Origin of the sequence: Anatilimnocola aggregata, assembly GCF_007747655.1 — a bacterium.
Lineage (GTDB): Bacteria > Planctomycetota > Planctomycetia > Pirellulales > Pirellulaceae > Anatilimnocola > Anatilimnocola aggregata.
On sequence record NZ_CP036274.1, the window covers coordinates 5,783,736 to 5,807,578 of the forward strand.

At 57.5% G+C, this 23,843-nt stretch carries 17 protein-coding genes; 7 read left to right on the plus strand and 10 right to left on the minus strand.

The annotated features are described in order from the left end of the window. Positions 1-545 precede the first annotated feature (545 nt). Positions 546-1,976: a GntP family permease gene (locus tag ETAA8_RS21660; protein WP_145093189.1), complete on the minus strand. Its 1,431-nt coding sequence runs from the start codon at positions 1,974-1,976 to the stop codon at positions 546-548. Between the two features lie 103 nt (positions 1,977-2,079). Continuing rightward, positions 2,080-2,277 carry a hypothetical protein gene (locus ETAA8_RS21665; RefSeq protein ID WP_145093192.1) on the minus strand — a complete coding sequence of 66 codons (198 nt, stop codon included), beginning with the start codon at positions 2,275-2,277 and terminating at the stop codon, positions 2,080-2,082. 305 nt (positions 2,278-2,582) lie between these two features. Here ETAA8_RS21665 and ETAA8_RS21670 point away from each other — a divergent pair, with 305 nt between their 5' ends. Further along, on the plus strand, positions 2,583-3,086 hold the full coding sequence (locus ETAA8_RS21670) for a hypothetical protein (RefSeq protein ID WP_145093195.1): 504 nt from the start codon (positions 2,583-2,585) through the stop codon (positions 3,084-3,086). A 217-nt stretch (positions 3,087-3,303) separates the two neighbouring features. On the opposite strand, the gene ETAA8_RS21675 is transcribed toward ETAA8_RS21670, so the two are convergent. Together ETAA8_RS21675 and ETAA8_RS21680 are read right to left on the minus strand one after the other, a co-directional pair. Further along, positions 3,304-4,833 carry a tripartite tricarboxylate transporter permease gene (locus ETAA8_RS21675; protein WP_202921171.1) on the minus strand — a complete coding sequence of 510 codons (1,530 nt, stop codon included), beginning with the start codon at positions 4,831-4,833 and terminating at the stop codon, positions 3,304-3,306. Continuing rightward, a complete protein-coding gene (locus ETAA8_RS21680; protein ID WP_202921172.1) occupies positions 4,821-6,182 on the minus strand; it encodes a tripartite tricarboxylate transporter substrate-binding protein in 1,362 nt (453 codons plus the stop codon). Before ETAA8_RS21680 ends, ETAA8_RS21675 begins: the two co-directional genes overlap by 13 nt. Before the next feature lie 500 nt (positions 6,183-6,682). On the opposite strand from ETAA8_RS21680, the gene ETAA8_RS21685 reads away from it, so the two are divergent. The 4 genes from ETAA8_RS21685 to ETAA8_RS35965 all read left to right on the plus strand — a co-directional run bounded on the left by ETAA8_RS21685 (position 6,683) and on the right by ETAA8_RS35965 (position 9,352). After that, complete coding sequence (locus tag ETAA8_RS21685) at positions 6,683-7,690, plus strand: sodium:calcium antiporter (protein ID WP_145093201.1); 1,008 nt, start codon at positions 6,683-6,685, stop codon at positions 7,688-7,690. Between the two features lie 14 nt (positions 7,691-7,704). Beyond that, positions 7,705-7,986, plus strand: a complete 282-nt coding sequence (locus tag ETAA8_RS21690; RefSeq protein ID WP_145093203.1) for a hypothetical protein — start codon at positions 7,705-7,707, stop codon at positions 7,984-7,986. Positions 7,987-8,673: 687 nt separating this feature from the next. Then, entirely contained in the window at positions 8,674-9,252 is a 579-nt protein-coding gene (locus tag ETAA8_RS34840) for a DDE-type integrase/transposase/recombinase (protein ID WP_202921173.1), read from the plus strand. Then, positions 9,176-9,352, plus strand: a complete 177-nt coding sequence (locus ETAA8_RS35965) for an integrase core domain-containing protein (protein WP_145093209.1) — start codon at positions 9,176-9,178, stop codon at positions 9,350-9,352. The genes ETAA8_RS34840 and ETAA8_RS35965 overlap by 77 nt, the downstream gene beginning before the upstream one ends. A 1,057-nt stretch (positions 9,353-10,409) precedes the next feature. On the opposite strand, the gene ETAA8_RS21705 is transcribed toward ETAA8_RS35965, so the two are convergent. The 3 genes from ETAA8_RS21705 to ETAA8_RS21715 form a co-directional block, all read right to left on the minus strand. Next, positions 10,410-11,591: a ParB/RepB/Spo0J family partition protein gene (locus ETAA8_RS21705; protein ID WP_145093211.1), complete on the minus strand. Its 1,182-nt coding sequence runs from the start codon at positions 11,589-11,591 to the stop codon at positions 10,410-10,412. Between the two features lie 657 nt (positions 11,592-12,248). Next, positions 12,249-14,456: a DNA polymerase gene (locus ETAA8_RS21710; RefSeq protein WP_202921175.1), complete on the minus strand. Its 2,208-nt coding sequence runs from the start codon at positions 14,454-14,456 to the stop codon at positions 12,249-12,251. Between the two features lie 333 nt (positions 14,457-14,789). Further along, complete coding sequence (locus ETAA8_RS21715) at positions 14,790-16,274, minus strand: hypothetical protein (RefSeq protein ID WP_145093217.1); 1,485 nt, start codon at positions 16,272-16,274, stop codon at positions 14,790-14,792. 147 nt (positions 16,275-16,421) lie between these two features. On the opposite strand from ETAA8_RS21715, the gene ETAA8_RS34845 reads away from it, so the two are divergent. After that, a complete protein-coding gene (locus tag ETAA8_RS34845; protein WP_202921176.1) occupies positions 16,422-16,571 on the plus strand; it encodes a hypothetical protein in 150 nt (49 codons plus the stop codon). 88 nt (positions 16,572-16,659) lie between these two features. On the opposite strand, the gene ETAA8_RS21720 is transcribed toward ETAA8_RS34845, so the two are convergent. From ETAA8_RS21720 to ETAA8_RS21730, 3 genes are all read right to left on the minus strand, one after another. After that, entirely contained in the window at positions 16,660-17,451 is a 792-nt protein-coding gene (locus ETAA8_RS21720; protein ID WP_145093220.1) for a hypothetical protein, read from the minus strand. Positions 17,452-17,554: 103 nt separating this feature from the next. Further along, positions 17,555-17,851: a helix-turn-helix domain-containing protein gene (locus ETAA8_RS21725; protein ID WP_145093222.1), complete on the minus strand. Its 297-nt coding sequence runs from the start codon at positions 17,849-17,851 to the stop codon at positions 17,555-17,557. Between the two features lie 752 nt (positions 17,852-18,603). Further along, positions 18,604-19,374, minus strand: coding sequence for a serine/threonine-protein kinase (locus ETAA8_RS21730; RefSeq protein WP_202921177.1), 771 nt, complete (start codon positions 19,372-19,374; stop codon positions 18,604-18,606). A 519-nt stretch (positions 19,375-19,893) separates the two neighbouring features. Here ETAA8_RS21730 and ETAA8_RS21735 point away from each other — a divergent pair. Next, the gene (locus ETAA8_RS21735) at positions 19,894-23,226 is read left to right on the plus strand and encodes a tetratricopeptide repeat protein (protein WP_145093228.1); all 3,333 of its coding nucleotides are present in this window, start codon (positions 19,894-19,896) and stop codon (positions 23,224-23,226) included. The last annotated feature ends 617 nt before the right edge of the window (positions 23,227-23,843 follow it).

The window sequence follows — 23,843 nt, forward strand, 5'->3', positions numbered from 1 at the left end:
AGTTGAACGCTTTCATTTTGCAGTGCTGAGAACCACAACATTTGGGAGTTTTCTGCGCGAGTTCTCGCCACCGCTGCTGCTCAAAGTCGCGGACTTTTCGTTGGCCGGAGTGCGGTTGCCGGAAGGCACCGCTAAGACACGGCTGCTGAGAGCCATTGACCGCTCCCGATCGCATTTCACCGTGCGTGCCGTGCTCCGCATGGTGGGCTTGTCTCACACCAGGTACCACGCCTGGAGCAACGAGACGCGTTGCAGCCTGGCCGACCAAGCGTCGTGTCCGCGCAGTTCGCCGCAGCGACTCACGCAGCAGGAAGTCCAGGCGATCCGGGACATGGTCACGGCCGATGAGTACCGACATGTGCCGACCGGAACGCTGGCCCGGTTGGCGGTACTTCGGTTGCACTCGTTCTCTTCGCTCCAAAGCGGACGAGCGCGCCGCCCAGGCCTGGAGTTGGTCAGTCGGTGCTCTTGCCGGGATTTCTATCGGCATAGGCATTCGGATATCGAGGCCTCATTTTATTCGCGGCGAATGGCTAATTGCGCCATTAAGAGAGCGGCATGATGATCATGCAAATGAGGGTAACCACGAATCCGGTGATCCCCAGCACCGCAAGCAACGGAGTCCAGGAGCGGAGTGTTTCAACTTCCGTGAGGCCGCCCATTTTGGCGAAGATCCAGAATCCGCTGTCGTTCATCCACGAACCGACGAGGGTTCCGCTCCCGATGGCCGTCGCCAAATAGACTGGATGAAAACCCAGAATGGTTTGAAACGCGACCGGCTCACTCCCCGCGGGCGAGAGCATGGCCGCGATCATTCCGGAGGCAGTGATCATGGCGACGGTGCTGGAACCCTGCGCTACTTTCATGATGACGGCGATCAGGTATCCCAGGAATAAGTAGAGGATGCCGGACATGGCTGATTCTTGGCCCCCCATCAGATTTTTGATAGCTGGGCCAATCTGGGCTTCGCGGAGCATGGCGCCGAACGCGCCGCCGGCCGCCGTGATCAAAATAATCGTGCCGCCGCTCATCAGCGAGACTTCGACGATATGGGCCAATTGATTCAGGCTCGGCTTCCGCTGAATGACGACGAGCAGCAGCGCGATCGCGGTAGCAATCAATAGCGCCAGGTTGGCATTGCCGATGATGGCCGTATAAGGTGTCGCTGCCTTGGCCAGGAGAACGGCCCGTTCCCAGAAAGGTCCCGTGGCCGCCATTTTGGAAATGGTGGTGGCAATCGTATCGGCGGAGATCAGCAGCACCGGGAGGATCACCGGCAAAATCGCGACGGCCAGCGAGGGCAACTGCGAATCGGGGAGCGGCTCGGGATCGGGCTCGCTGCCGATTTGGCGCATGGCGATCGGCGCGACTCGGTCGGCGATGGTGGCGAAGAGGATTCCCACGAGTGCGGACGGAAACGCGATAAGCGTCCCCACCATGATCATGGTGCCAATGTCTACCTTGAGGTTTTCCGCCATCAGCAGCGGGCCCGGTGTCGGCGGTACAAGCGTGTGCGTGATCGCGCCCCCCGCGGCGATTGCCAGCAGATACAGCAGGTAGTTCTTTCCCGTCTGCCGGTAGAGCGATCTGGCGAGCGGCACGAGCAAGTAAAACACCGTGTCGAAAAACACGGGAATCGCCAGCACAAAGCCGCTCCCCATGAGCGCAAACGACGCTTTCTCTTTGCCGAGCAGCCAGAGGAAAGTGCGAACGATCCGGTCGGCCGCCCCGCTGTCCATCATGCACTTGCCGATGATCGCGGCGAGCGCAATTACAATCCCGATATTGCCGCAGTTCGTGCCGAAAGCTTCAGCGACACGCTTGATCTTCAGAGGCGTTTCGCCCGGCGACAGCAAACTGACGACAATCGCCGCCGTGATCAGGGCGATGAAGGCGTTCATCCGCACGACGGTGATCAAACCAATCACCACAGCGATGCCAAGAGCGAGAATCAGGAGGGGATGTAGAGGGGACATGCAGGGTACTCGTCAGGTCGGTGAGAGGGTACGTGGAAGGGGGAGCCTAGCACAACTTCAGCTGAAGGGTGAATACGTGCGCTCAAACGGGTAGCGGCGGGTCTTACCAGTTTGCAGCATTTTGATAGAAGTTCGGTTTCCAGGTCCATCCCGGCGACCGAATGATGGCGAGCGATTTTTCCTGCGGCATGGCCTGCAGCGCGCGGCGACGAAGCGACTGTTGAATGGTGGACCAGGTCGCCTGTTCGTAGGAAGTGGGTTCGAACTTTCGCGAGTAGGTTACCTGTTGTCCGACGAGCAAGACAGATAACCTTCCCAGCCGAAAGGGTCATTCCCTCCCAGCAACGGCTCGTCGCTGGCCGCGATCACTCACTACTGCGCTGATGACCACTTATTCGGCGAGTTAGGAGACGACGACTTCTGCTGGGAATCCGCCGACATCCTGAACGACATTCCCGCGCTGTCTTCGCTGGACTTCAATGCCTCAAATATGGGCGACGACGAACGTTTTGGTCCAGCCCTTTGTAGTTGATCCTTTCGCTTACGCGGTGCGTAGGATGAGAGTTCGGCGAGGAGTCGCCGGTTGCTCTTTCAAGGAGGGGTCCTGTGCTGCGTCAGGAAGCGTTCGATCGTTTATGCGTGAAGTATCCCGAGGCGATGATGGTGCGGGCGACGCTCGAAAACGCACTGCCACCAACATTTGTGGATGAAGTTTTCAGCCAGCACGCAGGTCGCCGCAAGTCCCGGAAGTTGCTGTTCTCGACAGTCGTGGCTTTACTCAGCTTGGTGGTGTGCCGCGTCCGCAACTCGGTGCATGCCAGCTATCAGTTGATGGAGCAAGAAATCTCGGTTGGCGTGAAGGCAGTTTACAACCGCCTCAATAGCCTGCCGACTCGCTACGCCGACAAAACACCGCAGGCAATCGCCGCCGAACTCCTGCGTTTAGTAGAGCACGTTAGTATGCGCAAGCTGAAGAAGCACCCCCGCGGCAAGAAGAAGCCAGTCCCCAAACGCGAATGCCCAAAAGATCAACCGCACTTCGCGACCTCACGCGTCCTGGCCGCTGCGAAAGCCAAGAACAACCGGTCAAAACGAAAGGCCGAGAAGTAAACTACAAAGGGCTGGGGATAACCGCTTGAGCCTCGCGGCGGTCGTCGACAAGAGCGTGCGTAATCGACTCGCAGTGCAAGAAGAATGAGCCACCACAAAAATTAGGTTACGATGCCAATCAGAATCGCGACAGATGCCGGGCAGATCTCGGATGCTCGACAAACTTCGATTATTGGATTGGCCGGATTCCATTCGTCGCGACAAGACCTGAATATTTTTAGCCTGCGACGTTTTGTCGATTTGCGAATCGGAAAAGTCGGATCAGTGCAGGTAGAGCGAGCGTCACGACGAGCAAGCCAAACAGGGCCGCACTGATTGGCCGCGTAAAGAACGGGGCCCAATCGCCGCTCGACTTGATGAGCCCCACGCGGAGGTTTTCCTCGACCATCGGCCCGAGAATCATTCCCAGGATCAGCGGGGCAAGCGGCACTCGCCGCGATTCCAACCAAAAGCCCAGCAGGCCGAACGCCAACATTAGCCAGACGTCGAACAAGCTGCTCCGCAGTGCATAGGCACCAAGCACCGAGAAGACGACGACACCGGTAAGCACGACGCTTCGCGGTAACCGCAGGATCCAGCCGAATGCGCGGATACCAGCATAACCACAAGGGATCAGTAACACCTGTGTCACCAGCGCGATGAGAAAGAGCGACTGCATCTGGTCGCCATTTTGAGTGAATATCAGCGGACCAGGCTTGATGTTGTATACGAGGAGCGCGCCCAGCACGATTGCAGTCACCGAGTCGCCCGGAATGCCCAAGACCAGGGCCGGAATCCAAGCTCCTCCGACGGCTGCGTTGTTGGCGCTCGTTGGCGCGATTACCCCTTCTTCCGAACCCAGGCCGAACTTTTGCGGATCGCGAGAGATGCGCTGGGCCAAACCGTAAGCGACCCAGGCGGCGATGTCGGCACCAGCGCCTGGCAATGCGCCCACGAGTGTTCCCAAGAGTGATGATCGCACGACAGTGCCTTTATTGTTCCAGATGGCGCCGGCGACCTCGCTCACCGAAGTCTTGTCGCCGCCTATTGCTGCAGGCGCAGACATCTCGCGGCCGGCGCTCACGCTGCGCAGCACCTCAGATAGTCCGAACAAGCCAATCATCGCCGGAATAAACCCCAGGCCGCCGGAAAGATAGGTGTTCCCCAAAGTAAAGCGGGCCGTGCCACTGACTATGTCCAGGCCGATAGTGGCCAAAAGCATGCCGAGCATCGCTGCGAGGATGCCGCGAAACGTTGAGCCGACGCTGACAACCGCACTCAGGCTGAGGCCCAGCACGCCCAGCCAAAAGTACTCAAAGCTACTAAAATGCAGCGCCGCTTGCGCCAGACGCGGAGCGACTAGCATTAAGAGCGACACACCAATCAGTCCGCCGATCGCCGAGCACCACAGGTTGAGTATCAATGCAAAGTTCGCTCGGCCAGTCCGGGCGAGGGCGTAACTGTCGAGGGTGGCCACGGCAGAGGCAGGGGTGCCTGGAATCCGCAAGTACGTCGCCGGAATGTCCCCTGCAAAGATCGCGGTGAAACTCACACCCAGGATCATCGCCAAGCCAGCGTCTGGTGGCAAATAGAAACTGATGGGCACCACCAGGGCTACTCCCATCGTCGCGGTCAGCCCCGGAGTGGCGCCTACGAATATGCCGAAGGCCATACCCAACATCCAGTAGATGAGCACGGTGGGATGCAGGATTCGTACGAGGTCGTCGGCCATGATGAGGAGATTCACGAGCGGCGTTAAAGATTCCACCACGGGCTGGTCGGCAACACCACGCGGAACTGCCAAACAAAAAGTGCATACACAGCCAGGAGCATGGCAGCTGCCAGCAACACGGCTCGCCACCAAGGTTGGCCGAGGCGGACCATGAGAGTCGATGCAAAGATTTGCGTGCTAACAAAAAAACCTAGCCAAGGCATAGCCACTAGATAAATCACCAGCCAGCCCAACATGAGGACAATGCTAACTTGACCGGGCTCGCACCAAAAACCTCGCCAGGAACGCAGCGGCGCGGCGACATCTCCGGAAGGTTGCGATCGATTCTGTGGCCAGACGTGGCGGCCAATCACTATTCCACAGCCGACGACGAGACATCCGGCGAGCGCGGCAGGAAAGAACCAAGGCCCCGGATCGCTCGTGGTGACGACACGCGGCCGGCCACCGACGGGTGCGTATCCTGCTGCTGTAACCACAGGTTGCCAGCGTTGTTCTTGTTCTTCAAGGAAAGCAGTGAAGTCATCGCCAGATCGAATTGCAATCCCAAAGCCGTTGGTTGCCATGAACTCCGCATAGGCTGGCGAACGTACAATCCGATATATCGTTGAGAGCAATTTCGCGCGGACATCGTCTGGTGTCCCCAGGGGCAGGAATAACCCTCGCCAGCCGACTGCTTCCCATGAGGCACCATCCATGGGGGACTGGCGGGTCATCACATGTAACACGCGAATTTGCCCTGAATCCAATTGCGACTGGGCTTCGGGGATGCTGCAGCAAACGGCATCAACATGGCCGCCCAATAGCTCGACAAGCGACGGAGCCGAGCCTTGCGACGGCACCCACACGACCGAATCGATCGGAAGTTTGGCATGCAAAAAAAGTCCTGCCCGAGCCAGATCCCACGCCCCGCCTGCGGACGTGCCGGACATCTTCACTTTCCCCGAGCGCGTACGAAGCTCGCTGAGCAAATCCGCCAGTGACTGCCAGGATGCATCGCTGCGAACAAGGATTGCGGCGGGGTCGGCATTGACCTGCATCAGCGGCTGAAAGTCACGATAGGTCAGGTCCGAGATTCCCATCGCGCGCATGGTGCTCAATTCGAACGTGCCCATAGTGATGGTGTAGCCGTCAGGTCGGGCGCGGGCTCCAGCCGCATGACCGCTGGCACCGCTTCCGCCTGTTTGATTTTGCACTACGACGGGGAGGCCGAGTTCGCGTTGCAACTGGTCGGCGAGAAAGCGGGCTACGCGATCGGTTCCGCCACCAGCTGCCCACGGGCAGATGACAACGATGGTGCGATTGGGATACTCAGCGGCTGTGACCGGAGTAAACCAGATCGCTAAGTAAAACAGCGCAATTGTTATGACCAGGGAGAGGGTTCGCATGGCCGCAGTGTAGCCACGCCGACTGACAATGACTATCAGCGACACAGCTGAAGTCAAATCCCGCCGAAAACGATAGACATCGAAACCCTTGTAGGCAGCTGCGCATGGGTCCAACAACCACGAAGGTGCATAGGGCATCATTCGACAAGCAAGATTCCCGGTTACAACGCGAAATCGATGGATGAGAGGAGCTATCCGTTGGCTGCAGCGTTCACTTCGGCAACTGGCGAGAAGCATGTAGCTCTGCGATCCTCCGGATCATCGCCGGCTCAGGCACCCGGTTGACAGGCTCTGCTGCAGTAAAGCGTCGAGGTACTCGGTCCGCGGATTCAAAACACGCGCGGACTCGTCGGTCTGCCGTTCCAAACGAGATTGCTCGCGTGAACTTAGGCCGCCAAAAACGAGTTGGAAAGCTGATATGCTTGGCAACGCTGCCCGTACAACACACCACATTAGGGCGGCCTTAAGATTTTAAGTCGCCGCGCAATGGGAGTTCAGTCGTGCTCGTGCCGATACTGCAATTTTTGGTCTGTGCCGCTGTGATTGTTGTCGCAGGTACTTTTCTCTCGAAGTTTGCCGATGCAATTGCTGAACTAACAGGCCTGGGAAGATTGCTCGTCGGCAGTGTGCTGCTGGCGGGTGCGACCTCGTTACCGGAACTGACGGTCGATATTTCTGCGGTCCGGATGGGTGCTGTCGATCTGGCCGTGGGGGATCTGATTGGTAGCTGTTTAATGAATCTATTGATTCTCGCGATCCTGGATTTGTCGCATCATTCCAACGGCCGAATGTTGAGCAAGCAGGCTGCGGCGCACGCACTCTCCGGTTCAGTGAGTGCCTCATTGATTTGTCTAGTGGCCCTAGGATTGTTGACGTCTAAATGGATCAGCCCCTATGCAATGATGGGACTCAGCCCCGTCATTATCGCGATCGTTGTGGCATATATCCTGGGTGTCCGGCTCGTCTATTTGGATCAGCGGATTGCCCATCGCACAGCGGTGGACGAAGGTGCCAAACCGCATGAAGTGGGAGCCAACCTATCTCTGGGGAATGCCGTGGCTGGATTTGTCGCCTGTGCCGGCGTTATCTTGATCGCAGGTCCGTTTCTTGCGCACGCCGCCGATGCTTTAGCCACCGAGAGCGGCCTGGGAGGCACCTTCGTCGGTACGACTCTGGTGGCCTTTAGCACTTCGTTGCCGGAACTTGTGGCATCGTTGGCCGCCCTACGGATGGGTGCGCACGATTTGGCGATTGGCAATGTGTTCGGCAGTAACGCCTTCAACATGCTTCTCTTGGCGCCGCTAGAAGTAATACAACCCGGCTCGCTGTTTTCCGCCGTCTCCCCGAATCATGCCATCACCTGCGTCGCGACATTACTTGCGACGCAGGTGGCCGTGATGGGCCAGTTGTATCAAGTGGAGAAGCGAACCCGCCTCATCGAGCCTGATGCGCTACTGGTGATCTTGATCGTGTTTGGGGCTCTGGGGCTCGTTTATTTTTGTCGCTAGCGTAGGTGGGAACGATGAGCGCCGTGATTGTGCTGTTGATTGGCCTAGCGATCGTCGTCGGCGGTGTGCTGGCGTTACGACTGCACGCCTTTGTCGCCTTGATTCTGGCAGCACTCGTCGTGGCCTGTTTGACTCCTGCGACCGCCTTCGTGCGGCAGTCACTGCTCGATAAGGCAAAGAAGTTCGACGTGCGAATTGAGTCGCTCGAAGCCGACAAGGGCATCGTCCATTTATCCGTGCCAGGTAATAGGAAGAGAGAAGCGGCAACGGATTTGATAGCCATCCACCCGGGATAGTATCCCTGGAAATTCACCCAACTCGGCAAACTAGCTCTTGTCGATAGCTCACTGGTTGCGGATCGTGCCGTGCTGTGTGTCACGACCTTCTGGAGTTTTCTGCGCGAGTTCTCGCCATTCTAGTCGAATCGAGGCGGCGATTTCCATCAGCCCGGTTGCTCGACCGGTGGGGTTGGTCATGATCGAGTGATGGCCACCGCAACTCGCACGCAACGCCGTTACGATCACCGTCTCCGGAATCTGGTCCGCACAACACGGGACATTCACTGCGCCATCCAACGAGGGGTCCCTCGTTCGACCGCACGTAGCTGGCTGACGGATTCAGAAGTTCCAGTCGTCACCGTCGAGGCCCTCAACCTGGACGCGATTCAGTTGCAGCGAGAAGTGTTACAGTTCCGCCGACGCGTTCAGAAACTGATCGCGCTGCTGCGGGTGTTGTTGGTCGTATGGAGAATGTCCGGCTACTCGCTGAGGCAGACAAGACTGCCGGACGGCGGCCACAAACGCTCACTGCTACGCGCCATTGAACAATCGCGGTCAGCATTGCCGCTACGATCCGTGCTGCGCGTCGTGCGCTTGTCGCCTTCGCGGTACCATGCCTGGAACGGTGAGGACCAATGCGCTCTCGATGACGGGTCTTCCTGTCCACGATCCTCGCCGCAGCAACTCACGGCCGCAGAAGTCGGCGTGATCCATGAACTCGTCACGTCTGACGACTACCGGCACGTGCCGACCGGGACACTGGCGCGGCTCGCTCCACGCATCGGCAAGGCCTACGCTTCGGCGAGCACTTGGTATCGGCTGGTGCGGGAGCACCGGTGGCGACGACCCAGGCAACGGGTGCACCCGGCGGCTCCGAAAGTCGGAATTCGCGCTTCCCGGCCCAATCAGATCTGGCACATCGACACCTCGGTGCTCCGTCTGCTCGATGGGAGCCGAGCGTACTTGCAGGCCGTGATCGACAACTTCTCGCGGCGAGTCCTGGCCTGGAAGGTCAGCGGGACATTTGATCCGAATACTACCGTGGACATCCTGCTCACGGCAGCGAAAGGCGTCAGCGGCGAGAAACCGATGCTAGTTGCCGATGGCGGCGTCGAGAACTTCAACGGAGCCGTCGACGAACTGATTGCTTGCCTCGGGCCTGTTGAGCCGAGTCCTGGCCCAAACCGAGATCACCTTCTCGAATTCGATGATCGAATCCTGGTGGCGCGTGCTCAAGCATCAGTGGCTGTTCCTGAACACGCTGGATTCGGTTCGCGCGGTTGAGAAGCTCGTGGCGTTCTTCGTCCAAGAGCACAACGCGCGACTCCCGCACTCCGCTTTCGGGGGCAGACGCCGGACGAAATGTACTTTGGCACGGGCGTAGACATTCCCAAACAGTTGGCGGCTGCGAAAGTCGCGGCTCGGCAAGCGCGTCTGGCGGGCAATCGGGCCGTCCGCTGCCAGAGTTGTAGCGCGCCAGTGGCCATCAGCAACTGACGCCGGTCGAACGAAGGAATCGGGCGAAGCTGGGTGCCGGTGCGCGCGAACGGCTTGAAAGGTGCTCCGGCCAGCGGACCAGCCGTCGTTCCGAGGAGTGTAGCCGCGATTCTCTTGCCCGGACTCGGACCTCTTTTGGCCTCCCACACCCCAAGTGGCGAGAACTCGCGCAGAAAACTCCCCAATGTTGTGGTTCTCAGCACGGCTGCGATGCGACTATAGCTCTTCAGCACCCCACCGGCCTCTGTTCGCAACGCACATTTGCCGGCAGCACGATCTCGTCCTCGACGCTGATTCGTTTCGTCTTCGGTCGAGTGCAACGACAAAACCCCATCAGGAACTTCCTATCGTGCTCGTGCTGCACGCAGCTGACCGGCATGAACGCGACAATTTGACGAACCGCTAACCGCAGGAAGCCGTCACACCGCTCTGGCCACTAGATCAGGCCGGTCGGGCTTTGCCGCCTTCAAGCTGGCACTTCCGCCAGAAGCAGTTCAAAAGCCCTGCCAAGGCTCCGGAGAAGCCCGCTAGAGGCCAAAACTGGGTTTGGCCTCACGAAGGCTGAACTGCCCAAAGCCGCTGTAGTGCGTCAGCCCTGGAGCACCACCATATTGAGCTGATCGTACTCATAGTCCACGGCCGCTTCGGTTTGAATCATTTCCTCCCGGAAAGCGCCGCTCAGCACTCGGCCCAAAAGGGCATCATTTGAAATTGCCCTAAATTCAGAATCGCCGGAGCCGAGTCATGCTAAACCCGGCGGTTTGATACACGCGAGTAGGACAAATTGTCCTCGGCGTCTCCCTGATAGAGACGTAGTCTTCGTTCCAGCGAACCGTGTGGCAATTTGCCTGAACTGTGGTGGTCGCCAGCCGGCTCACCACCCGCTGCATTCTTGACTAGCGGGTGGCGGCCGGTACAGAAGAGAGCTGCAAGCTGACCTGAGCTTACACCGCCGGGTTCCGCTTAAGGATCAGCAGTGGTTTCTCGGCCGGCGGCGACTGAGCTGGTTGTGTGGTCTTGGGGTACCTGGCAGCGTCAAGCGCAGTTGCCATCTCAGTAACTATCTCCGCCATTGACTTCTTCCCCAACGTTGGCCGTTCTGCGATATCGTCTGGATCGAGCTTGGCGGAATGCGTGACGATGTCGAGCAACCGCGGAACGATTAGTTCAGCGCGTCGCAGGCCAGCCAGATACTTGAGCATCTCTGGTCGCTCACCGATGTTCTCTTGAATGAGCTGGACGATGACGCCGAAGTAATAGGCCACACCGTGGCTCGATTCCAGGAACTGCTCCAGTAACTCTGTCGGTGACGGTGGCTTACGGCCTTGATTGGGCAGCCTTGATTGCAGCAGCTTCTGCGCGCGCTTCTTTACATTGCCACCTTGGATTGATAGCTGCCGCAGTTCTTCCGTCTCGGCGGGAGTGGCATAATCCAGGATCTGCTGCGCGAGTTGCTGGGTGAGCCTCTTGTTGTCTACCAGCCGTTGTAGTTCGATCGGCAGTTCTAGCAGGGCCCAGCTGCGTTCCAGTGTCTTCCGGCTGACATTAAACTTGCCGGCAATGGAGTTGAGCAACTTGGCGTTGCTAAGGGGGATCGTGCGAGCCTCCGTTTCGTGCATCGCCTTCGTAACACGCGCGAACTCCATGACAGTAAGCTGGCGACGGTTGAGATTGGCCTCCAGCAGTCGCCGCTCAATCGCCTGCTTGCCTTGGGCTGCCAAATCGTAACGCACCAGAACTTCAACTTCCTCAAACTGCGAATGTCCATCACATTGGAGCCTGCTCAGCGCTGCCCTGCGGCGGTGGCCGGAAATAATCACGTCCTCAGGCGTAACTTCAATCATTTCGCGTAGGCCGTTGGCCAAGATGTCCGCCATCAGACACTCGACGTCTGCGGCAGCTTCGCTAGGGAAATAGTACTCCTGCTTAGGGTGACACCGAAGACTGTAAATGTTGCGCATCTCGACCCGCGGTTCCGACACAACTGCCGCGGATGATTTGGGGGCGGACTTCTTGAGCACCAGCGGCGGAGCTGGCTTCTTACTCGGCGCTGGGGGCAGCTTGAGAATCGATTGGCCGTTCGAGTTCATAGGTTTGAAGTTCAACGGCAGATTGGACGTCCTCATCGCATTGACCTTTCAAAATGGGCGGCGAACACCATCCGCCGCTTCGGTGCCTACGCGGGACAACTTACGGGGAAAGTGAAACAGAGTGCAGCCGCGGAGAGACGCGTCTACAAGAAATTATTAGGCAGTTAACCGCACAAGAAAAGAGCAAATACGCGACAAAATGTCGGCAGAGTTCTTACTCAGACTAGATCAGGTTGAAGCATCGAGCAGTGAGTATGCATCGAGAGAATGACCTACCCCGGGGTGGCAACTGGGGCGGGGGCAAACAAATTGTCTTCGACCCTGTAAAAAGCGATTTGCCAGTGTGTTTGAAAATTGACCAGCTGTCCTGTTAGGCTTATGAGTCATGAAGGACAAAAGGCGGTCCGCTGGCAACGATGTTCGTGAAGCATGAGTGCCACCGCGTCGGCAAGACTGCTAGACAGTAGCTCGCTGTCTCGTGAGAATTCCAACGAGCGGCCGGGCAGATGCTTCTAGCTGGGCATTCAGCACGGGTTAATGGCCGCTGCTACGTAAATGCCCGTCGAGGCCGTCACGAGGTCCACCTGCGGCCTCGACCGAGCTGCCCGTAACCAAGTGCAGGACCTGCCCAGACTCGCTGTGGCGCTTGCGAGCGTCTGTCCGATTGGGGCTCCGACGCCGGTTTCTACTGAGTCAGGTCGCTATCTCGGGCTGTGGCCTACTTGGCGTCGCCGCAGGCTCCCAAGCTGAGAGCCGGCCGCTTTCGTCGCGCACGAGCACTGCATCTTTCGACCACCGGCGAGTCGCAAGATATTCGACGGAAACACGCACGTCGGGCACAACTTCCTGCATCCCTTTGATCAGCAGCTGTCGAATGATTTGAGCGTGGAAACCGAGCAGCGGCCCCTTTGGAACTGCGACCAGCACTTCATCGTGAATGAAGTTGTGAATTGCATAGCCGGCCCGCCAAAGATGCCACAGCGCAAGTTTGGCGCCATCGGCAGCCAAGCCCTGAAACACCGTGTTGCGACGCGCACAAAACGTAGCATTGGCGCGTAGCCGCCCGGTAAGTGTGATGACGCTGCCGCGATCAGTGAAGCCGAGTAGCAACTGCATCAGGCGTTTGGATGGTCGGCGGGCGAGGATGTCCGCCTGCATTTTGTTGGGCAAGTCGGCTACTCGCTGCGACGCCTGGCCCCAGAAGAAGTCGATGTCCTCAGCCGAGTACTCATGACCAGCTCGGGTTTGGGGGCGCACCTCGGCCATGACCTTCAAGAACATGCTGGCCAAGATGGGGTGAGGCATGTTTTCGCGTCCGCGGTTTTCGGGATGATCAATGAATTTTTTGTTTTCGGTGTGCTGCAGATGTGCGGAGGGAGTCAGACCAAAGAACACCGCTACGGCGGTGCCAAACGGCTCATCCTTCTGTAAAAACGTACGCATCTCGGGGAACTGCTCAAACCACGCCTCCGATAGGGCCGCCACGGCCTGGTCATTCAAGGTCACGCCGTAGCTGGCTTGTGCGTAACGCTGTAACGAGCGGTTTCCCATGCCGCCCGGTTTGCCGAAATTGATCGCCTTTGCCTGCTGGCGTTCTTGCTTAGTAATCTCGCTCGGCAGCTTGCCCGTGACCTGGGCTGCGACGAGCCGGTGTGGATCTTGCCCGGCGTTGATGGCGGCGCCCAGCGAGGAGTGCAAGCCAAGTTGTCCCATGACGGCTTGGGCCAATGTTGCCATCTCGATGGCAGCATAGTCGGCGTTGATAAAGACGTGCCCCTCTGGCGCCACGAAGCAAGACCGTACCCGATCGTCCCGCGGCAAGTTTTGCGAGTTAATCTCGCCGAAGGAAGAAGTCCGCCCACTCCGCACCAATGGGTTGAACGAGGGGTGCAGGACTTTGCAATTGAGTTTTTGCGCGAATGTATTTCGCATTTTCTCGACGGCTTTGAATTCCAGCAGGTCGCGCACAAACGGCTCACTCTCGGCCAAGGTAGACAAGGCCTCCTCGGTTGTCGCGTAGGCACCGGACGTTGCGGTGCGTTGGAGTGGCCCGCTGGGGTTGCGTGATTCAATCCCTCGCAAGATCTCCTGAAGGGCCTTGCCGCAACCTTTCTGGCCGGGTTGATAGCCTTCCTTTTTCAGCCGGTCGCGCAACTCCTGCAGGACGGCACCCAGGGTCTTGCTGAGGTCTTCGCCTTGCTGCTGATCCACGTTCAGCCCGTTTACCGTGATCGCGTTGAGCACGATGGCTGCCCTCAGCTGGATGTGGTGCGTCTGCGGACCGAATCGCTCAGTGGCGTCTCGCAGCCAATCCTTCGACACGAAGCCAAACGCGGTTTGGCAGCTAGAAAGCATCTGGCGCAGCTTGCGTCGCAGAGCCTCGAACAGCAAATGGGTTGCAATCACGTCGGTGGCGAGGTACCGAAGGTGAACGGCATCAATCTCCTTGATCGGCCGGTGAAGAAAACGACCGAAGCCGGTCCGCACGTCTCGCCCCTGGTTATCCTGCAGGTCCTTGGGCAGGTCCAGACCAAGATGAAACTGAGCGCAGTGATCCAGAGAGGACTGGCCGAATCCATCACTTCCCTGACTGCCTAGGAGCCACAGCCGATGCAGCAGTTGGGTGTCCCAAACTTGATTGTTTTCCACGAGCGCGTACACGTCGCAGTTCTTAAGCAGCAACTGGAGAACGGCCAGATCAAACGGCGCGTTGTGCATCCGCCAGGGTAGGTGGCGGTGCGCCAGGTAGAACGCAGCCATCTGATCCCGATGGATCAGCACCCCTCGCTGGCCATCGTAGGCGGCGCCGAGTACGAAGGCCGGCGTGAACCACCGGCGATTCTCATCGATGGCGGTGGTCTCAGTATCAAATGCGAAGCCGGTCGAAAAGATCGTGCCCATAGCGGGCTCCCACGTACGGAAAGTGGCGAGATGCTTTCCCAGCTCAACTTGAATGCTCATGGTGGACCTTAGAGATTTGGGGGACCTCGTTTTGACGAAGGTCCACCAGACTTAACATGTGATATGACAATAACTTCCGTGTGTTCGCTGCCGATGGTGGACCTATGTCCCAACCGCTGGGCTCTAGTAGGGTTATTTAATGTATGAACGTGTTGATTTACTCCATATACGTGTAGAGACCTCCAAAAAAGTCCACCAGGTCCACCAATCAGTCTGTAAAGGATTAACATTACGCATCTTAAGTGTGGTGGACCTTGATGGTGGACCTTGCCCTCAAGGGTCCACCCACGCGTCAAGGTCCACCGCTTCTCGTTCGTTTTCCCCGCTTTGTTGCACCTCCAGAGCGGCAGCGAACTTCCCAGAACCCCCAACCTCCGGCATAGCTGCCGTCTCCGACGAATTAGCTTCATTGCAGAGGTCGGCTGCAGCGAACTCCTCAGCCGCTTTCACCGCCGCAGCCGATTCCAGTGACAGAGCTTCAAAAACGAAGTAATAGGACTTCCTCTTCGATCGCCCCGTGATCGACTGCAACGTCGCTGTTACCGGCGGCCGGACCTGGACCTCCACAGTGCGACTCACCAGCGGCGACAGAATGTTGCCAACGATGGTCGCTCTGGAGTGCTCGGACTTGGCAGTTTGTAAACGCTCGCGATCAATGTCGGCGGTGATGAAGAAACCTACCCAGTCGCCAGCAGCAAGCGCCCTCTCTGCGACCAGGCCCTCGGCGGGGAGCGGTGAGGAGTCGGTTCTGACGAATGGTCCATTGCCGCTCTTCAGCACGGCCTCCGCCAGCGCGGCGAGTTGGTCCGCACTCGCATCAAACTGTTGAATGACGCAGTCCTGGTTCACCAGGAATTCTGGCAGCCCGTTCGCCAACAAAATCCCGCCGACGATTCGAGCCCACTTGGCGAGCCTGTGGGGCCGCTCGCCCGGAGGCCGGCCAGCCTGCGTCCAGCGATCGAGCATGCCAAACAATTCACCAAGAATCTCGCCACGATGCCGCATCGCGTACTCATGGGGACTGCGATCGCCGAACGACCGCTTCGTCGGGTCGCCTTCAAAGGCGAATTGGATCGCGCAGCTGCGCGTCGCCAAGTCCCGGCTCAACTGGGTCGAGTTCATGGTCAGGATCCACAGCACATCATTTGCCCGCTCGAAGTTTGCACTTTGCCCCAAGATGCGACCCGAAAGCAGCGGCGCCATCGACATTGACTCGATCACGGCGCTGCTGATCGCCGCGCCGCTGGGTGTCTTGGCATTGTCAATGATCAATAGCGATTGATGACTCTTTCGTAGCGAGGAACCGATCTGCTTCTCGAGCTCAGTCTCGTCTGAAATATAGCGGTTAAGGGTCGGGACGACGCCATCTAGCACTATTCCGGCCGCGGTTGCGGACAGCGACTTGCCGACGCCCGGCTGGTTTCCGTCAAGCGCAAAGATCGGCTTGCCATCCGCGGCGAAGTGCGTCGCCAGCACGCCCGTGAGCAGCATCGCAACGTAGTTCACGACGTCAGAATTGGTAAAAAAACAGAAGTCACTCAAGAGTTGCTGCAAGTGATGCGGCAACCGTTGCAGAGCGGGCAACGATGCACTCGGCACCGGCCCAAGCACGACCGGTTCAATACGGTGGCTATGTACCAGCGTGCAAATATCGGCGTGATAGCCGGGGCCACGCACGATAAAATCCACATCGATCACAGGACGCCGAAAATATTGGCGAATCTGCGGCAGTGCGGCGCGCGTTGGTTCGCGTTGCAATAGCGACTGAGCGATGCAGCGGGGCAATGAGAACTGCTTGGGCGGTGCATCTTCTTCGCCATCGATTTCGGCGACGATAAAGTTAGCAAGCATCGCTCCTGCGGCCGGCGACGTTGTCCCGTGACCAGCAATCGGAATCAATTCGCCATGAATCTCGCTCCCTTGCTCTACAACGATCTCGTCGCGACAGGTGTAAATCTTGCCGGTTTGCACCATCACAGCGGTGAGTTCTGCGAGCTTGCCGTCGAAGCAACCTCGCACTTCACCGTTCATTGTGATGTCACGAGTCGCATATAACGTTCGCGTTCCATCACTTGCGAACGCACGGAAAAGTCGCTTGGCTTTTGCGAAACGGTCGGCAAGACTCTCACCAAGGGTCAGACTCTTATTCCTCTTGGCCATCGTTCACCTCCTTGCTCACGCGGTAGAGACTATTCCAGATTTGCGGGAGCGTAACTTTGCCGCAACCATAACAATTGCCGTAGTGCTCCTGGACGACGAGCGTAGTCTCGGCTTCGCGACAGACGGGACAGGGCCTGATGCGTTCGCCCCCGAACAGCACCTCGCACAGCATCCGGAATGGTGATGCGACGAACCGCACTGCCAAATCGCGCACTTCGGTGTAAGTTACTGGCTCACCGGGCGTGATGAGTTCGACGGTCGCACCGTTCTTGCTGTTGAGGCTACCGATGGGCCGAGTGACTGCAGTGATCCCCGGCTGCATCGGATCGCTCGGAAGAAGACACAAGACAACGTCCGCGACCCGAGCGATATCTTCGCGCGCTGCGTCCGAATCACACTGGTATGGCGCGTCAAACCCCAGGATCACATGCAGCCCAGTCCCAGAACTCCGGACCTCCGCCTTGGCCAGGACGGGGCTGCGGTCAAGAATCGGCCTTATCACGCGTTCATAAAAGTTCACTGGCGTGGCAGGGATCTCCCCCATGGCGCCATCGGGCTTCAGCAGGCCGGGGTCGACGTCGAACATCAGGCCGCGGACCTGAGTAATCCTCGCCGCGGAGACCTGGACTGCTCTAACCGGGCCGATCAGGCCTTCATTGAACAATTGCTCGCGGACGTCGAGCGAGCTGGTCTCAGCCGCTGCCGTCGTGCTCTTGGGGCTGGCCTTCTTACTTGACTTTGTTGTCTTCTTTTCCGGATCATTTTTGGATAACATGAAAGTACTCCGTCCCGCCTGGCGATCATCTTGATGGGCGACGCCAGGCGGGATTGGTGTATATGGCGGCTGCTAACGGCAGCCGCCAATGGACGAGACGACACTAAGACTTCACGACGCCACGCGCATCGAGCAGATTGCCCGCGGCGGCGGCACGCAGCCGCCGGTCATCCGACTCTGGTGGTTCAGGCCCTTGCTCAGCGAGGAAAGCCGTCAGATCGGTCGCCAAGATATAGCGACGTCCCCCCACTACCACGCTGGGGAGGCGGCGACCACGCACGCCACGGCGAGATACCCAACGCCACACCGTACCGACGTGGACGTCGAACATCGCGGCGACTTGGTTGATGGTGAACCGCTCGCGAGTACGTGCGAGCGCCTGTTCGAGTTGAATGTGCATCAGAGGTCCTCACAGTTAGATCGGCGAGAATGCCATCACGTGAGGGCAAATAGTAAGTCCTGGTTTACGACGGTTTGACTTACCAGGCTTATCTCAGCCTGCCAATCAGCGAAGATTGCTCGAAATTGGGCCCAATTCTATGGCGATTGTGTGGTTCAGCTTTTTGCTGTTTCTCTACTTTTTGGGTTGCTCTGGTTTTGCGCGACCTCGCGTACCAGGCCTTAAGGTGCTCGGGGATTTGTGGACAGTCCAACGTCCTATTCTGAGAGAATTAGAAAGGACCGTCAGATAACCTCTGGAGCCCACTTTGTTCCGTACCCAGGTCCATTCCGCACCTGAGCCAAGCGAACCCTCGCGAACCGTGGCATCTTGGTGAGGCGGATGACGGCGCCGGGACCAAATGTCGCTCGTTTGCCCGACCACTTGTAGGTCTTCTGGCCAGTCGTGTCGGCACTAGCTTTGCCCGAACGGTCGTACTTGAGTTTTGTCGTGAATTCGTGTCCGTTGTAAACGACGGTCGAATAGTGCAGCTCGCGGCGGTTGAAAAGTGCAGCGCTGGGTGGCCTTGCCCAGCGGACCGCGTGGCAGGACTTCCGGACAATCGCTCTGCTCTTTCACCTTGGGTACGCTCGGATCGACACCAATTAGCGAGGGGAGGAGGCTTGCCAACGGGTGTGCTTGGCGGGAGATCGTTCCCTTTGGTTTGGATCGTCGCCGATCCTCCGTCTGGCACCTCAATTCTGGCGATTTCCTTACCATCCTTGTCGCGGATGATGACCCAGACGCCGAGGGCGAGCAGCAAGAACCCACCCAGCCCGCCTGCCATAACGACAAGCGGTTGCCGCCACCTGGATCGAACGATCGGAAATCGGCTCGGTTGTGACTTGAGCGCTGGCGACCGCGATCGTCGGGGATAGTTCGTCCATTGTCTTGGCCGCCGTGCGCTGCCTCTGCGCAGTTGCGACTCCGCCGGTGACTGGCATGGGCTTTTTTCCCGTGAACGATTGCAGGAATGAACCAAGTTTGCTGTCGGCTTCGGGCTTCGCCGAGGAACTGGCGGCGGGCGGTGGACTGGCGAGCAGGTAACGATCGGCGGGCTTCTTCGCCACCATCCGCTCGAAGATCGTCACCAGAGCCTTGGGAGTATCGGGCCGCTGAGTGGCCAGCGAGGGAATCGGTTTGCTCTGGTGCCCCATCAACTTCTGCACCATGGTTTCGCCCTCGTACATGTTCAGGCCGGTGAGCAAGCGATAGAGCGTGCAACCGAGCGAGTAGATGTCAGCCCGGGCGTCGGCGTGGCGCGTGTCGAACGCCTGCTCCGGAGCCATGTAGTCAACGGTCCCCATCACGTCGCCCGATTTGGTGAGCCCTTCCTGCGCGGCAATGCCGTCGTCGAAGCGGGCCAAGCCCATGTCGAGAATCTTGACGGTCCCCTTCTCATCCAGCAGCAAGTTGGCCGGCTTGATGTCGCGGTGGACGACGCCGTTTTCATTCGCGAACGCGAGCCCCTTGGCTGTCGCCACCGGACTCGCGTTTCGTTTGGACCCTGCCAGGCCAATTTGGTTGATCTGGCGATCGAGCGGGCAAGTACTGAGCAGCGGCTAGTCGATTCGAAGTAAATGTCCGATTAATTTTGAACCGCACAAAAATCCGGAAAACATCTGGATTCCCCTCTTAACTCGCTTTGCGTTCTGCGTCGTAGCTTGTTGTCCAGCCGGAGTGCGTGCGGCACATTCCAACACGGCAAAGCTTGTGCTCCCCTTGATGGGGTGTAAAATGCACGCCGCCAATCTCTAATCGTCGAGGGAATTAGATGTCAATTGCTCTTCGTTTAGGATTCGCGATCTTAGGGCTAATGCTCGCAGGCCCGTATACCTTACGGTGCGCCGCCCAGGCGAAATCGGGTAACGAGGCTGGGCCGTCGACTGCTACAGTCCCATCGACGCTGGCCAGTGTCCTGCAGGAGAAGCCGACCTTTCTCGTTCGAGTCAAGGTTGCAGCGATCAAACCATAGATCTTCCAGCGTGGCAAGGAAAACAAGCATGAATCGTATATTACTCTTTGCGACTTTGATACTTTTCCGTGTGCTTCAGACCGCTAGCGCTGCAGATGGCTACATGGTGACTGTGACTCCGGGCACAGCCCAGATCAAAAGCGCTAAGGTTGTGCTCGCCGTCGTTCCGCGTGGAACGCGATTGTGGATATTCGAGGAGAAAGGCGATTGGCTGCGAGTGAAAGTCCCAAATGCAGAAGTTCGCGGCTGGATTTCTGCGCAGCATGTAGAAAAAATTCAACTTTCCCCTGCGCGCCTCGAAAACGCCAAGCTTGCCAGTGCACATTGGGACCGTGGATTGAACCTGATAGGGCGTGAAAAGTATCCCGAAGCAATATACGAACTAAATCAATGTCTTGTATTAGAGCTCCAGGTGCATGGCGACGATCACCCAGATTCAGCTTCAACACGCGGCCTTCTCGGAAGCTTGATTAAAGATGTAGGCGACTATGCCCTGGCCCGCAAGCATTTCGACGCCGCTTTAGTGACCCAGCGATCGACACTTGGCAACGAGCATGCCGATACTGGAATGATGCTATGCAATATTGGCACATTGCTATGCCACCAACACAACTATGCAGAAGGCAGAAAGTACTTTGAAGAAGCATTGGCAATTCACCTCAAGCTGCATGGCAACGAACATTCAGACACTGTCGGGACGCTAAACAACCTCGGTAATGCGACAACCGATCAAGGCGACTATTCAACGGCGCGTAAGTATTACGATGAGGCATTGGCAATACAACGCAAGTTGTTTGGCAACGAGCACGCAAATACCGCAATGACACTGAACAACATTGGCACAGTCGAGCGAATGCGCGGTGACTATACCGCGGCCCGACAGTTCTTCGAAGAATCGCTTGTCGTATACCGCAAGGTGTTCGGCAATGAGGCTACCGAGACTGCGTCGTCAATGAATAACCTTGCAGCGATTGCTCATGAGCAAGGTGACTATTCCATAGCCCGAAAGCTTTGCGACGAAGCACTTGCCGTAAGACGCAAAGTGCTCGGTAATGATCATTTGGAAACCGCCGCGTCGCTAAATAACCTCGGCAACCTTGTAAGTGACCAAGGAGACAATGCTGCAGCCCGAAAGTTTTACGACGAAGCACTTGCCGTGTATCGCAAGGTACTTGGTAACGAGAGTGCAGCCGTCGCATTAACTCTGAACAATCTGGGCGCCTTAGCCTTAGACCAAGGGGACATCGCACTAGCCAAACAGTTGCACGAAGAAAGTCTGACTATTCGGCGCAAGGTGCTTGGAAATGATCATCCCGATACAGCGGGTACACTGCAAAATCTCGGCATTTTGGTCTGCAATCAAGGCGATTATGCAGCAGCCCGACAATTGTACGTGGAAGCGTTGGCGATTCGACGAAGGGTTTGCGGCAATGAGCATGCGGACACCGCAGGAGCCCTAATCAATCTTGGCATTTTGGAGTACGATCAAAAAAACTATGCGGCAGCCCGGGCGTGTTACGACGAGGCTTTGGCAATCAATCGGAAGGTGCTTGGCAGCGGGCACCCGAGCACAGGTGACATTTATGAAAACATGGCATGGTTAGAGGACGCAGAAAATGACCTTTCTGCTGCAGGTGAGTGTTTCAATCAGGCTCGCCGTATCTTTCGATTTCATCAGCTAAGGACTCTCTCGTCGCTTTCCGAGGCGGCACAACTGCTATTCCTGACAAATAAGCACGCTAATAATTGGTACGAGAGCTTGTCCTTTGGTCGCCGCGCCCGAGCGAATGCTAATGTGGCTGAGCTGTCGGCAGGATGGCTAATCAATGGCAAGGGTATGGCTGAGGAATCACTGTCTATTGGAAGCCAACTATTTACTCCTGAGACGGTAGCTCTCATTGGACGGCTACGCAAGGTCCGCGGAGAACTAGCTGAGGTAGCCCACAGGTCGCTGAGCGACGAGCCGGAGCAGCGTAGGACGGAGCTCCAATCTGAGGAGGAGCGACTGGTCCGACAATTAGGCCAAGTTAGGGGCGAGGATCTAACGACGGACCCCTGGTTCGACATCATTAGCGTTCGCAAGGTGATTCCCAAAAAGTCGATGCTGATAAACATAGTACGCTTTGCCCCTTTTGACTCAAGGACGGAGAAGCCGGGTGATTCGCTCTACGTCGCTTGGCTGATTCCCTCGGCAAATGACGGGGAAGTCAAAATTGTGGATATTGGAAATGCAGATGTAATTGACACCGCAGTTGCCACCTTTCGGAAGGCAATGAGCATGGCAGGAACGGCAACTAGCAAAGAGAAAGAGAAAGAGAAAGAAGCTCACTTTGCCGCGGATAAGGCGCTCGCGTGCCTGGCCGAACTTACCTTGAAGCCGCTAAGTGAGCATTTATCTGGCAAGGAGGGGATAATCCTAAGTCCTGATTCAGCCTTGTGGCTCGTGCCATGGGGTGCTTTACCGGTCGAGGAGGGCAAGGTTCTCATTGAAAACTATAGCCTTAAGTACGTGGTCAGCGGCCGCGAACTTATCGCAAAAAGTAAGGCCAAGGTCGTAGAGAAGTCGGTCGTACTGGCCGATCCAGATTTTGATTTTGCTAAAATCGTGCCGTTATCACTCCCAATAACAAAACCTGCTCGACGATCGAATACTCGGCTTGACCGTGCCGAGCGCCTGAGAGGAACTGCGACGGAGGCCGTTGCCATTGCGCCGAGCCTTAAGGCGTATACCAAGAGAGATCCGTTTGTCTATCTGGATCGGGAAGCGACAGAGGGTCGCTTCAAGCAACTTGTTTCACCACAGGTTCTAGTTCTTGGAACTCACGGTTTCTATTTCCCGGAGCAAGAGGTCGAAATCAAAGACGAAGTTCGCGGTGTACTGTCGGGGCAAGGGGAACGCCGTTCCGTTCGCACTAAAGACGGTCAACCTTTGGAGAATCCGCTACTGCGGTGTGGCGTGTTGCTGGCTGGCTGTAACCGCACTACAGCCAGCGACAAAGCCGGCCTAGATGACGGCGTACTGACGGGCCTAGAGATCGTCAACGCAGATCTACGTGGAACGGAACTGGTGGTGCTTAGCGCGTGTGAAACTGGCCTCGGAGATGTGCGGAACGGCGAAGGTGTAGCTGGTCTACGCCAGGCGTTTCAACTTGCTGGTGCCAAAGCCGTGGTCTCCACGCTCTGGCAGATTCCCGACAACGAGAGTGCTCAACTAATGAGCGACTTCTTCGGCTATCTGGCAGAGGGAAAGAGTAAGGCTGAAGCCCTCCGCTTCGCCCAACTCAACCGCATCGTCGAACACCGAGAGCGTGAAGGCTCCGCCCCTGCGTTCTACTGGGGTGCATTTACGCTCACCGAATAGAAGCAGCCGCGAACACGGGGGTGTAGAGAGAGCCCAAGCATCGCCCGCCTACCTTTCTTGCACTACTGGAAAAAGTCGGGTGAGACCTCGGCTCGATCCGCTGAGCGGAGCTTTCCACCCTTGCCGCCGTTGTAGGCATGGCGGGCACGCTAAACGAAATTGTAGTACGCGACGAACAAGGCACAGGCCGCTTCGTGGTGTTCCAGTTTCTTACTGAAGGCATACCTCAATCGTGCGAACCGCTTGCAGAAGCCGCGAATCATGCCGTTGTTCCGTTCAACGTGGCTGGCCGTCCAGGAATGGGTTCAGGCGCCCGGGGGACTGGTCGTGCAATAGATGAAATCGAATTCCCACCAGCGGTGCTGGGCACTTGCGCTGGTCTATGACGCTCAGAGTAGTGGCCGCGGCCCTCACATAGGGCTGGCGTTTAATCTCGATCCGAACAACCCGATTCGGAGTTTGGTCAATCTGGCAATTGACTAGGCGACGACGATGCAACCGACCGGCAATTCGAAGAAGAAAATATGTCTGATTGATTCTGTAACAGGCAAAAAAACGGAAAAAATCTGGATTCCCCTCTTAACTCGCACGGCTTGCTGCGTCGTAGCTTGTTGTCC